13 protein-coding genes are annotated in these 11,632 nt (G+C 71.0%); 12 read left to right on the forward strand and 1 reads right to left on the reverse strand.

Annotation, left to right across the window (positions count from 1 at the left end; all coding sequences use genetic code 11):
- The 11 genes from uppS to lpxB all read left to right on the forward strand — a co-directional run.
- A partial coding sequence (uppS, locus tag ACTS11_RS20575; protein ID WP_442642149.1) for a polyprenyl diphosphate synthase occupies positions 1-513 on the forward strand: 513 nt, incomplete at its 5' end.
- 5 nt (positions 514-518) lie between these two features.
- Complete coding sequence (locus ACTS11_RS20580; protein ID WP_442642150.1) at positions 519-1,310, forward strand: phosphatidate cytidylyltransferase; 792 nt, start codon at positions 519-521, stop codon at positions 1,308-1,310.
- Positions 1,311-1,320: 10 nt separating this feature from the next.
- Positions 1,321-2,496, forward strand: coding sequence for a 1-deoxy-D-xylulose-5-phosphate reductoisomerase (gene dxr, locus ACTS11_RS20585; RefSeq protein WP_442642151.1), 1,176 nt, complete (start codon positions 1,321-1,323; stop codon positions 2,494-2,496).
- 3 nt (positions 2,497-2,499) lie between these two features.
- A complete protein-coding gene (gene rseP, locus ACTS11_RS20590; protein WP_442642152.1) occupies positions 2,500-3,828 on the forward strand; it encodes an RIP metalloprotease RseP in 1,329 nt (442 codons plus the stop codon).
- A gap of 133 nt (positions 3,829-3,961) precedes the next feature.
- Positions 3,962-4,093 (forward strand): hypothetical protein, encoded by a 132-nt coding sequence (locus tag ACTS11_RS20595; RefSeq protein WP_442642153.1) that lies wholly within the window; start codon positions 3,962-3,964, stop codon positions 4,091-4,093.
- A gap of 231 nt (positions 4,094-4,324) precedes the next feature.
- Entirely contained in the window at positions 4,325-6,688 is a 2,364-nt protein-coding gene (gene bamA, locus ACTS11_RS20600) for an outer membrane protein assembly factor BamA (protein WP_442642154.1), read from the forward strand.
- Between the two features lie 7 nt (positions 6,689-6,695).
- On the forward strand, positions 6,696-7,337 hold the full coding sequence (locus ACTS11_RS20605; RefSeq protein ID WP_442642155.1) for an OmpH family outer membrane protein: 642 nt from the start codon (positions 6,696-6,698) through the stop codon (positions 7,335-7,337).
- A gap of 127 nt (positions 7,338-7,464) precedes the next feature.
- Positions 7,465-7,962: a 3-hydroxyacyl-ACP dehydratase FabZ gene (gene fabZ, locus ACTS11_RS20610; protein ID WP_442642156.1), complete on the forward strand. Its 498-nt coding sequence runs from the start codon at positions 7,465-7,467 to the stop codon at positions 7,960-7,962.
- Positions 7,959-8,762 (forward strand): acyl-ACP--UDP-N-acetylglucosamine O-acyltransferase, encoded by an 804-nt coding sequence (lpxA, locus tag ACTS11_RS20615; protein WP_442642157.1) that lies wholly within the window; start codon positions 7,959-7,961, stop codon positions 8,760-8,762. The genes fabZ and lpxA overlap by 4 nt, the downstream gene beginning before the upstream one ends.
- Before the next feature lie 4 nt (positions 8,763-8,766).
- On the forward strand, positions 8,767-9,546 hold the full coding sequence (locus ACTS11_RS20620) for an LpxI family protein (RefSeq protein WP_442642158.1): 780 nt from the start codon (positions 8,767-8,769) through the stop codon (positions 9,544-9,546).
- A 2-nt stretch (positions 9,547-9,548) separates the two neighbouring features.
- Positions 9,549-10,784, forward strand: a complete 1,236-nt coding sequence (gene lpxB, locus ACTS11_RS20625; protein ID WP_442642161.1) for a lipid-A-disaccharide synthase — start codon at positions 9,549-9,551, stop codon at positions 10,782-10,784.
- Here lpxB and ACTS11_RS20630 read toward each other — a convergent pair.
- Entirely contained in the window at positions 10,774-11,244 is a 471-nt protein-coding gene (locus ACTS11_RS20630; RefSeq protein WP_442642159.1) for a YbaK/EbsC family protein, read from the reverse strand. The two genes, lpxB and ACTS11_RS20630, sit on opposite strands and share 11 nt — an antisense overlap.
- A gap of 111 nt (positions 11,245-11,355) precedes the next feature.
- Here ACTS11_RS20630 and ACTS11_RS20635 point away from each other — a divergent pair.
- Positions 11,356-11,632, forward strand: a 277-nt coding sequence (locus ACTS11_RS20635) for a hypothetical protein (protein WP_442642160.1), incomplete at its 3' end; no start/stop codon positions are given.

Raw genomic sequence — 11,632 nt, forward strand, 5'->3', positions numbered from 1 at the left:
CAGACCGAGGTTGCGGGGCTCATGAAGCTCTTCAAGCGCTACATCCGGCGCGAGGCCGCGTCGCTCTTCGCGGAGAACGTGCGCGTGCGCTTCATCGGCGATCGCGTCCGGCTGGAGCCCGCGCTCGTCGACCTGATGGACGGGCTCGAGCTGACCACGTCCACCAACACGGGCACGAATCTCACCATCGCGCTGAACTACGGCGGCCGCGACGAGGTGGCGCGCGCCGCGCGGCGCCTCGCCCATGACGTCGCCGCCGGCAAGCTCGACCCGCGCGCGATCAGCGACGAGACGTTCCCGCGCTACCTCGACACCTACGTGCTGCCCGACCCCGACCTCGTGATCCGCACCAGCGGCGAGGCGCGCATCTCGAACTTCCTGCTCTGGCAGTCGGCCTATGCCGAGTACGAGTTCGTCGACACGCTCTGGCCGGACTTCACGCCGGAGGAATTCGCGCGCATCCTCGCCCGCTTCGGCAAGCGCGAGCGGCGGTTCGGCGCGGTGCCGGTCTGAGCGCCGTGGCGCTCTCGCGAGGCAGCTTCTCCGATCTGGCCACGCGGCTCCTCACGGGGATCGCGGTGGCCGTCGTGGGCCTCGCGGCGGTCTGGGCGGGATACCCGTGGTTCACGCTGCTCGTCTGCCTGATCGTGGGCGTCCTCGTCTGGGAACTGGCGCGGATGCTCGGGGCGGGGCAGGGGGTGGGCGTCGGCCTCGGCGTCGCGGGCGGCGCGTTTCTCCTCGCGGCCAAGCTCCTGCCCGTGGGCCTCGGCCTTCCGCTCCTGTTCCTGCCGGGGATGGCGGGCCTCGCGCTGCTGGAACGCAACCGCACGCTCTTTCTCGTCATCACCGGCCTCATCATGCTGGCGAGCTTCGGCCTCGTGACGCACCGCGACGCCTTCGGGGTGACGTGGATGTTCTGGCTCGTCCTCGTCGTGATGGTCACGGACGTGGCGGGCTACTTCGCGGGGCGCCTCATCGGCGGGCCGAAGTTCTGGCCCCGCGTCAGCCCCAAGAAGACATGGTCGGGCACGGTCGCGGGATGGGTCGCGGCGGGCCTCGTCGGCTGGGCCTTCATGGCGCGGACCGGGACGGGCGCCGAGCTCATCGGCATCTCCGTCGCGCTCAGCATGGCCAGCCAGATGGGCGACATCGCGGAATCGGCGGTCAAGCGGCGCGCGGGCGTCAAGGACAGTTCCGCCCTCCTGCCGGGGCACGGCGGCCTCTGGGACCGGTTCGACGGGATGCTCGGTGCGTCGCTGTTGCTTCTGGTCGTCGAGAGCCTGACGGAGTTCCCTTCCGTCGCGGCCTGAGGAGGAGCACATGCGCAGCATCAGCGTCTTCGGCGCGACGGGGTCCATCGGGCAGAACACGCTCGATCTGATCGCGCGCGCGCCCGGCGGATACCGTGTCGTCGCGCTGACGGGCGGGGGCAACGTCGCGCAACTGGCGGAGGATGCGCGCCGTCTCGGGGCGGAGATCGCGGTCACGGCCTACGAGGACAGGCTGGAGGATCTGCGCACGGCGCTCGCCGGGACGGGGATCGAGGCGGCCGCCGGCGCGCAGGCGCTGGTCGAGGCCGCCGACCGCCCGGCCGACTGGATCATGTCGGCCATCGTCGGCGCGGCGGGTCTGGCGCCCGGGTTCCGCGCGCTCCGCCACGGCAGCACGCTCGCGCTCGCCAACAAGGAGAGCCTGGTGACGGCGGGGCCGCTGCTGCTGGCCGAGGCGCGGCGCCACGCGGCCACCATCCTGCCGGTCGATTCCGAGCATTCCGCGATCTTCCAGGCCCTCGCGGGCGAGGAGATCGGGGCGGTCGAGAAGATCATCGTGACCGCCTCGGGCGGGGGCCTGCGCGACTGGCCGCTCGAGGCGTTGCCGATGGCGACCGTCGCCGACGCTGGGGCGCATCCGAACTGGGACATGGGCCAGCGCATCACCATCGACAGCGCGTCCATGTTCAACAAGGCCATGGAACTCATTGAAACGAAGGAGTTCTTCGGCGTCCCCTCCGACCGGATCGAGGCGGTGATCCACCCGCAATCCATCGTCCACGCGCTCGTCGGCTTCCGCGACGGGGCGCTGATGGCGCATCTCGGCGCGCCCGACATGCGCCATGCCATCGGCTATGCGCTGCACTGGCCCGAGCGGCGCGACCTGCCGGTGGCGCGCATCGACCTCGCGCAGATCGCGACGCTGGAATTCTACGCACCCGACCCGCGCCGCTATCCCGCCCTCGGCATCGCGCGCGCCGTGATGGAGACGGGCGGACGCGCCGGCTGCATCTTCAACGCGGCCAAGGAGACGGCGCTCGACGGGTTCCTCGGCGGACGGATCGGTTTCATGGACATGGCGGGCGTCGTGGATCGCGTCCTTGACGCGATGTCGTCCGATTTTCGCCTGAGTGATCCGCCATCGGACCTTGAGGAGGTCCTCGCGGTGGACCAAATGGCACGGGAGCGTGCCTGGGCGGCCATCGAGACACGGGAGACGGCCTGACACATGGAATTCATCCCCGACTTCGGCGGTATCGCCTTCACCTTGCTTGCCTTCGTGGTGGCGCTCTCGATCATCGTGGCGATCCATGAATACGGTCACTACATCGTCGGCCGCTGGTCGGGCATCCATGCCGAGGTCTTCTCGGTCGGCTTCGGCCCGGTGCTGTTCTCGCGCACCGACCGGCACGGCACGCGCTGGCAGATCGCGGCACTGCCCTTCGGCGGCTACGTGAAGTTCCTCGGCGACGCCGACGCGGCCAGCGGCAAGGACGGCGCGGCCATCGACGCGCTCGACGTGGAGGAGCGGCGGCGTTCCATGCACGGCGCGCCGCTCTGGGCGCGCTCGGCCACGGTCGCGGCGGGTCCGGTCTTCAACTTCATCCTGTCGATCCTGATCTTCGCGGGCGTCCTGATGATCGCGGGCCGCCCGGCCGAGGCACCCGTCGTCGGCGCGCCCGCGGCGCTGCCCGCGGACATGTCGACGCTCGAGGCGGGCGATCTCATCACCTCGATCGAGGGGCGGCCGATCGCCACGCTCTCGGACGTCTTCGCCGTGGCGCGCGAGATCGAGCCCTCTCCGACCGTCACCTACGGCATCGAGCGCGACGGCGCCGCGGCCGAGGTCGAGGCGTCCTTCCCGCTGCTGCCCATCGTGCAGTCCGTGGCGCCGCAATCGGCGGCCATCGCCGCGGGTCTCGAGGAGGGCGACGTGATCCGCGCCGTGAACGGCGAGCCGATCCATGCCTTCTCGCAGCTCCGCGCCACCGTCGACGCGAGCGGCGGCGCGCCGCTGGCGCTCAGCGTCTGGCGGGCGGGCGAGACGCTCGAGATCACGCTCAGCCCCCGGCGCACGGACCTGCCGCTGCCCGAGGGCGGGTTCGAGACGCGCTGGCTGATCGGCATCACGGGCGGGCTGATCTTCGAGCCCGAGACCGTGCGCGTGGGTCCGGGCGCCGCGATCTGGTCCGGGGTGGAGCAGACGGGCTTCGTCATCACCTCGTCGCTCTCGGGCCTCTGGCACATGATCACGGGCGCGATCTCGTCGTGCAACCTCCAGGGCCCCATCGGCATCGCCGAGACGAGCGGGGCCGCGGCGAGCCAGGGGATCGACGACTTCATCTGGTTCATCGCGATCCTGTCGACGGCGGTGGGGCTGCTGAACCTCTTCCCGATCCCGGTCCTCGACGGCGGGCACCTGCTGTTCCACGCCTACGAGGCGGTGTCGGGCAAGCCGCCGTCCGACCGCGCGCTCCGGGTCTTCATGACGGTCGGGCTGACGCTGCTCCTGTCGCTCATGCTGTTCGCGCTGACCAACGACATCTTCTGCCCCTGAGCGCCTTCGCGGATCGCGGCGGGCTCCCGGAAAATGCCCGCCACCGGTCCCAAAGCCGCCACAATCTCGGGCGATTCTCGGGTGAAGACGAGGTATGGGCCAAGATCGGGTCCGGCAACGGCAGGAGCGCGTGATGAAGTTCCTCGAAGAAGGCTACCGCGAGATCTCCACCTTCGTGGAACTCAACATGGACCGGTTCCTGGTCCCCATCCTGATCGTCGCCGCGCTCACGCTCGGGGGCTGGGCGGTCACGCTGTTGCAGTGATCCGGCACCTCCACTGACCCGGGGCGCGCTGCCGGCCCCGAGTGTCGCCACACGCCGCGGAATGCCGGGAAAGGCTTCCGCGGTTTCGTTTTTTCCTTCGTCGTAACGCATCGGACACAGCCGCGAGGAATCCGGCCGGTCTGCCCACATCCTGTGCATCATCGTTTTGACAACCCCAGATGCCTCCGATAGGCAGGTTTCGTCTGCAGGAATACCAAGGGGTTGGATTCGATGCTTCGGCATAAGCGCATCACGCCAGCGGTCCTGGCCGCCGTTCTCGCCTCCCCGGTCGCCGCTCCGCTGCCCGGCGCGGCCATCCTGTCCGGCACCGCCATCGCCACCCTCGTCATCGCGCTCCCCGCCGCGCCGGCGGAGGCTCAGGCCTTCCGCTTCACCAGCTTCGTGGTCGAGGGCAACCAGCGCATCAGCGACGAGTCGGTGATCGCCTATACCGGCATCCAGCCCGGTGCGGGCGTCTCGGCGGGGCAGGTGAACGACGCGCTCCAGAACCTTCAGGATTCGGGCCTTTTCGAAAGCGTCCAGATCATCCCGCGCGGCAGCACGCTGGTCATCCAGGTGGTCGAGTATCCCTCGATCAACCGCATCTCGATCGAGGGCAACCGGCGCATCGGCGACGACGATCTCTTCGCAGTCCTCCAGTCGCAGCCGCGCCGCGTCTACTCGCCCGCCACCGCCGAGCAGGACGCCGCCGCCATCGCCGAGGCCTACCGGCTCTCGGGTCGACTGACGGCCACGGTGAACCCGGTCATCATCCGTCGCGACGACAACCGCGTCGACCTCGTGTTCGAAGTGACCGAGGGCCGCGTCGTCGAGACCCAGCGCATCGCCTTCGTCGGCAACCGCGATTATTCCGACCGGCGCCTCCGCCGCGTGCTCGAGAGCACGCAGGCCGGGCTCTTCTCGGTGCTGATCCGCTCGGACACGTTCATCGAGGACCGGATCGCGCTCGACCGGCAGCTCCTGACCGACTTCTACCTCGACCGCGGCTATGTCGATTTCGAGGTGCTTTCGGTCACGCCGGAACTGTCCCGCGCCCGCGACGCCTATTTCGTGACCTTCAACGTCCGCGAGGGGCAGAGCTTCCGCTTCGGCGACATCACCGTCGTCTCCGAGATCCCGGAGGTCGACGCCGACCAGTATGCCGCGACGCTGCGCATCCGCGACGGCGTCACCTACAGCCCGCGCCTCGTGGACAACGCCATCAGCCGGATGGAGAACCTCGCCACCGACCAGGGGCTCCGCTTCGTCCGGATCGAGCCGCGCATCACGCGCAACAGCGCCGACCTCACGCTCGACGTGGAGTTCGTCATAACCCGTGGCGAGCGTGTCTTCGTCGAGCGCATCGACATCGAGGGCAACGCCACGACGCTCGACCGCGTCATCCGGCGTCAGTTCGACACCGTCGAGGGCGATCCCTTCGACCCGCGCGCCATCCGCCAGGCGGCCGAGCGCATCCGCGCGACCGGCTTCTTCTCGGACGTGCAGGTCGAGGGGCGGCAGGGCTCGTCCGAGGACCAGGTCGTCGTCGATGTGAACGTGGAGGAGCAGCCGACCGGCTCCCTCGGCTTCTCGCTCAACTATTCGACCGACAGCGGCGCGGGCATCGCGATCAACTTCTCCGAGCAGAACTTCCTCGGGCGCGGGCAGAGCCTGCGCTTCGGCGTAAGCACGGTCGAGGGCGGGCAGAGCTTCACCTTCGCCTTCAACGAGCCGAACTTCCTCGCCCGCGACGTGGGCCTCGGCTTCAACGCCTATTACGAGCAGACGCAGGCGCAGGACCGGTCCTTCGACACCGAGGACATGGGCTTCAGCACCACGTTCAGCTTCCCGGCGAGCGAGAACGGCCGCATCGGCCTGAGCTACAGCATCGACCAGCGCGAGATCAATTTCGGGGCGAATGCCGCGAATTCCTCGCCGATCATCACGGCTGACGCAGGGACGCGCCTGACATCCGCGATCGGCCTGCGCTATTCGTTCGACAACCGGACCACGGGCCTCAACCCGAACGCGGGCGTGCTCTTCGAGTTCGCGACGGACTACGCGGGCCTCGGCGGGGATGCGGAGTTCATCCGCGCCCGCGCGCTCGCCATCGCCGAGCGGCAGGTCATGCGCGAGGAGGTCACGCTGCGCGCCAGCTTCGAGGGCGGCGCGATCGAGTCGCTGGACGGGCCCAGCCATTACAACGACCGCTTCTTCCTCAATTCCCGGCAGATGCGCGGCTTCGACACCTACGGCCTCGGGCCGCGGGACACCGGGGCTGCGAACAACGACGCGCTCGGCGGCAACTACTTCGCCGTGGCGCGCTTCGAGGCGGCCTTCCCGCTCGGCCTGCCCGAGGAATACGGCATCTCGGGCGGCGTCTTCTACGACGTCGGCTCGGTCTGGGGCCTCGACAACACGGCCGGCGCCACCGGCACGGTCGACGACAGCCTGCACTGGCGCTCGGCCGTCGGTTTCTCGATCTTCTGGGACACCGCGCTCGGACCGCTCCGGTTCAACTTCAGCCGTGCGCTCGAGACGCTGCCCTACGACCGGACGCGCGACTTCGATTTCACCGTCGAAACGCGCTTCTGATCCGGCCATGCGGCGCCTCGCGGCAGCGTTCGGCAGGCGCCTCGGTGCCCTTCTCGTCATCGCCATGGCCTGCCTCGCGGCGGGCCATGCCACGGCCCAGCAGGCGGAGCCGTCCGGCGCGGGCATCCTCGTCATCAACCAGGAGCGGCTGATCGCGCAGAGCCTCTACGGCCAGCGCATCCAGAGCGAGCTCGAGGCGGCCTCGGGCGCGCTCTCGGCGGAGAACCGGCGGATCGAGGCGCAGCTCACCGCCGAGGAGCTTGACCTCACCGGAATGCGCGACACGCTGCCAGCCGAGGAGTTCCGCGCCCTCGCCGACGAATTCGACACCCGCGTGGAGGCGATCCGCGCCGCCCAGGAGGCCAAGGCGCGCGACCTGACGGAGCAGGCCGAGGCCGCGCAGGTCCAGTTCTTCGAGCGCGCGGCGCCCATCCTCCTCGGCATCGTGCGCGAGCGCGGCGCCGCCGTGCTCATGGACAGTCGCGCGGTCCTTTTGTCCGCCGAGCGCGTCGACATCACCGAGGAGGCCATCGACGCAATCGACGCGAGCCTCGGGGCGGGCGGCGAGGAGCCGATCATCGACGTGGAATTCGACGCGCCCGAGGATGGCGAGACGCCCCCCGACGCGACGGACCCGCCCCAGGACTGACCCGCCCCGCCTTGCCGCCTGCGCGGCTTGTTGGTAAGCCCGCCCAAGGTCCAGAGCCCCGGACCCCGGGCGCTCGCGCGCGCGCCCCGAGCGGAACCGGCGGCCGAGAACGAGAGAGAGCGCCCGAATGAGCCCTGACGCCGCGACCACGCCCACCAGCGCCGACATCCAGATGATCCAGCGGCTCCTGCCGCACCGCTACCCCTTCCTGATGATCGACAAGGTGCGCGACATCGTCCCCTTCACCTCTGCGGTGGGCGTCAAGAACGTCACCTGCAACGAGCCGCACTTCCAGGGGCATTTCCCCGGTGTGCCGATCATGCCGGGCGTCACCATCGTCGAGGCCATGGCGCAGACGGCGGCGGTGATGGTGGGCATCTCCTCGAACTACGCCGACCGCGATCTCCTCGTCTATTTCATGGGCATCGACGGGGCGAAGTTCCGCCGCAAGGTGGTGCCCGGCGACGTGCTGGAGCTCGCCATCACCGTCACGCGCGGCAAGCCGGGCGGAAAGGTCTGGAAGTTCGACGCGCGCGCCACCGTCGAGGGCGAGCTCGCCGCCGAGTGCCAGTTCACCGCGATGATGGACATGCCCGCCGAAGCCCCGGCCGGGGGCGCGGAATGAGCATCGACGCCACGGCAGAGATCCATCCCTCGGCGGTGATCGAGGCGGGCGCCACCATCGGCCCCGATTGCCGCGTCGGGCCCTTCTGCGTCGTGGGCGCGGACGTGACGCTGGCGCGCGGCGTGGTGCTGAAGTCGCACGCCGTCGTCACCGGCTGGACCGAGATCGGCGAGGAGACCACGATTTTCCCCTTCGCCAACATCGGCGACATCCCGCAGGACCTGAAATACGCCGGCGAGAAGACCCGCCTGGTCGTCGGCGCGCGCAACCGCATCCGCGAGGGCGTGACGATGAACACCGGCACCGCGGGCGGCGGCGGGGTCACGCGCGTCGGCGACGACGGGCTGTTCATGGCGGGCGCGCATGTGGCCCACGACGTCCAGATCGGCAACCGCGTGACCCTCGTCAACAACGCCTCGATCGCGGGGCATTGCGTGATCGACGACGACGTGATCGTCGGCGGCCTCTCGGGCGTGCACCAGTGGGTGCGCATCGGGCGCGGCGCGATCATCGGCGCGGTCACGATGGTGACGAACGACGTGATCCCCTACGGTCTCGTGCAGGGGCCGCGCGGCGGGCTCGACGGGCTGAACCTCGTGGGGCTCAAGCGGCGGGGCGTCGACCGCGCCGACATCACCGCGCTCCGCGCCGCCTACCAGGCGCTCGCGCAGGGGGAAGGCGCCTTCCAGGACCGCGCCCGCCGCCTCGGCGACAGCGACGAGGGGCAGTCGCCTTACGTGCGCGAGATCGTCGCGTTCGTTCTCGGCGACACCGACCGGTCCTATCTCACGCCGGGCTGAGGCGATGACCGACCTCGCCATCGTCGCCGGGACGGGCGTGCTGCCGGAGTTGCTGCTCGAGGGCGTCGAGGCGTGCGTCGTGGCCTTCGAGGGCGTTCCCGTCTCGGTCGAGGGCGCGGGCCGCATCCCCGCGCGGTTCGAGCGGCTCGGCCGGCTCTTCGACGACCTCGCCGCGGCGGGCGTCTCGCGCGTCGCTTTCGCGGGCGCCATGACGCGGCCCGCGCTCGACCCGACGGCGCTCGACGATGTGACGAAGGCGCTGATGCCCCGGCTGATGGCGGCGATGGCGCGCGGCGACGACGCGCTCCTGCGCGATGTGGCCGCGCTCTTCGAGGAGCGGGGCTTCGCGGTCCTGGGCGCTCGCGAGCTGCGCCCCGACCTCGTGGCCGAGGCCGGATGGCTCGCGGGCGACACCCTGCCCGAGGCGGACGTGGCGCGCGCCCGCGCCGTCCTCGATGCGCTCGGGCCGCTCGACGTGGGGCAGGCGGCCGTCGCGGGGCGCGGCCAGGTGCTGGGCATCGAGACGCTGCAGGGCACGGACGCCATGCTCCGCTTCGTCGGCCAGACCGCGAAGGGCAGCGGCGGGGTGCTCGTGAAGCGGCCGAAGCCGGGGCAGGACCTCCGCCTCGACATGCCGGCCATCGGGCCGGACACCGTGCACGCGGCGGCGGCGGCGGGGCTTTCGGGCATCGAGATCGCGGCGGGCGCCGTCCTCCTCCTCGACCGGGAGGCGGTGCTTTCCGCCTGCGCCGGGACCGGTCTTTCGCTCCGGGCCGCCCCGTGATGCTGAGGCTCTTCCTCGTCGCGGGCGAGGCCTCGGGCGACCGGCTGGGCGCCGCCCTGATCCGGGGCCTCCGCGAGGTCTCGGGCGAGGAGATCGAGCTCCACGGCATCGGCGGCCCGCTGATGGAGGCCGAGGGGCTGACCTCGCTCTTCCCGATGGAGGAGCTGTCGGTCATGGGGCTGACCGAGATCCTGCCGCGCCTCCGGAGCCTGCTCGCACGGGTCGCGCAGACGGCGGAGGAGGTGGTGCGCCTCAAGCCCGACGCGCTGATCACCATCGACAGTCCGGAATTCTCGCTCAGGGTCGCGGCGAAGGTGAAGGCGCGGGCGCGTCAGGTGCGCACGATCCACTACGTCGCGCCGACCGTCTGGGCGTGGCGGCCCAAGCGCGCGCGCAAGATGGCGCGCTCGATCGATCATGTCCTCGCGCTCCTGCCCTTCGAGCCGCCCTACATGGAGGCCGAGGGGATGAGCTGCGACTTCGTGGGTCATCCCGTGACGACCGAGCCCGTGGCGAGCGAGGCCGAGGCCGCGGCCTTCCGCGCGCGGCATGGCATCGCGGCGGAGGCGCCGCTGGTGCTCGTCCTGCCGGGCTCGCGCCGCTCGGAGGTGGACCGCCTCGCGCCCGTCTTCGGCGAGGCGTTGCGCGCGGTTCTGGCCGAGCGGCCGGAGACGCGCCTCGTCCTGCCGACGACCGCGAACGTCGCGGGGAGCCTGCCCGAGAAACTCGCGCGCTGGCCGGTGCAGCCCGTGGTGCTCGACCCGCGCGGACAGGCCGCGGAGGCGTTCCTCGCCGAGAAGCGCGCGGCCTTCGCCGCCGCCGACGTGGCGCTCGCGGCCTCCGGCACGGTCAGCCTCGAGCTCGCCGCCGCCGCGACGCCCATGGTGATCGCCTACGACATGAGCTGGCTCAGCCGGAAGATCATCGGCGCGATGCTGCGGGTCGACACGGTGACGCTGGTGAACCTCGTCTCGGACACGCGCGCGGTCCCGGAGTTTCTCGGGCCCGCGTGCCGTCCGGCGCCGATCGCCGCGGCGCTCCTCGCGCTGCTGGGCGACGATGCGGCGCGTGGGGCGCAGCTCGACGCGATGGCGGCCACGATGCTGCGGCTCGGGCGCGGCGGCGAGAGCCCGGGGCTCCGCGCGGCGAGGTCCGTGCTGCGGGTCATCCGGGGCGCCGGAAAAGCCGGCTTTTCCGGGACGGAATTGCCGGCAATTCCGTCCCCGCTCACCCGGTGAAGTCGGCGCGTTCCGCCCCCGAAAGGCGCAGGAGGTCCCCGGGCGCGATCGGGAAGACGTGGCGCGGCGTGCCAGCCGCCGCCCAGATCACCTCGAAGTCGAGGAGCCGCGGGTCGAACCAGGCGCGGATCGGCGAGAGGTGTCCGACGGGCGCGACGCCCCCGATGACGAAACCGGTCTGCGCGCGGATGAGGTCGGCGTCCGCCTTGCCCAGCGCCTCGCCCGCCAGCGCGCTCGCCTTTCCCGCATCGACGCGGTTGCCGCCGGCGGTGATGAAGAGGACGGCGGTGCCGTGCTCCTCGGCGCGGAAGATGATCGACTTCGCGATCTGGTCTAGGGTGCAGCCGACGGCGGCGGCGGCCTCGGCGGCGGTGCGCGTGCTGTCCGGCATCTCGACGATGCCGGCCTCGAGCCCCGCCTCCTCCAGCACCCGCGCCACCCGCTTCACGCTCTTCGACATCGTCTTCGCCCCTTGTTCCCGGGCGACGACACTTGCAAGGATCGGCGGGAGAGACAAGACGGCGAGGTGAGCAATGAGGAGTGCCGGACGGACGGGAAGCGGCGCCGGGCCATGAGCTTCGCCGCCCGCGCCACGCGCCACCCGATCCCCTTCGCTCCCGAGCGGGGGGCGGAGGCTTGGGAGCACCTGCACGACCTTCCGCCCGAGCTGCGCCCGCTCGTCGAGGGGACCGCGGGCTGCTCGCCCTACCTCGCCGGGCTGATGCGGCGGGAGGGGGAGTGGCTCTCCGCCGCGCTGGCCGCGCCGCCCGAGGACACGATGGCCGCGCTGATCCGCGAGGCGGGCGGGATCGCGGCGGCCGAACTCTCCTCGGGTCTGCGGCGGCTCA

It is taken from the genome of Roseicyclus sp. (assembly GCF_052168335.1).
Lineage (GTDB): Bacteria > Pseudomonadota > Alphaproteobacteria > Rhodobacterales > Rhodobacteraceae > Roseibacterium.

Excerpts from the sequence above, each read along its gene's own strand:
- dxr (WP_442642151.1), top strand. The coding sequence starts at position 1,321 with ATGCGCAGCATCAGCGTCTTCGGCGCGACGGGGTCCATCGGGCAGAAC.
- rseP (WP_442642152.1), top strand. The coding sequence starts at position 2,500 with ATGGAATTCATCCCCGACTTCGGCGGTATCGCCTTCACCTTGCTTGCC.
- ACTS11_RS20595 (WP_442642153.1), top strand. The coding sequence starts at position 3,962 with ATGAAGTTCCTCGAAGAAGGCTACCGCGAGATCTCCACCTTCGTGGAA.
- bamA (WP_442642154.1), top strand. The coding sequence starts at position 4,325 with ATGCTTCGGCATAAGCGCATCACGCCAGCGGTCCTGGCCGCCGTTCTC.
- ACTS11_RS20605 (WP_442642155.1), top strand. The coding sequence starts at position 6,696 with ATGCGGCGCCTCGCGGCAGCGTTCGGCAGGCGCCTCGGTGCCCTTCTC.
- fabZ (WP_442642156.1), top strand. The coding sequence starts at position 7,465 with ATGAGCCCTGACGCCGCGACCACGCCCACCAGCGCCGACATCCAGATG.
- lpxA (WP_442642157.1), top strand. The coding sequence starts at position 7,959 with ATGAGCATCGACGCCACGGCAGAGATCCATCCCTCGGCGGTGATCGAG.
- ACTS11_RS20620 (WP_442642158.1), top strand. The coding sequence starts at position 8,767 with ATGACCGACCTCGCCATCGTCGCCGGGACGGGCGTGCTGCCGGAGTTG.
- ACTS11_RS20630 (WP_442642159.1), bottom strand. The coding sequence starts at position 11,244 with ATGTCGAAGAGCGTGAAGCGGGTGGCGCGGGTGCTGGAGGAGGCGGGG.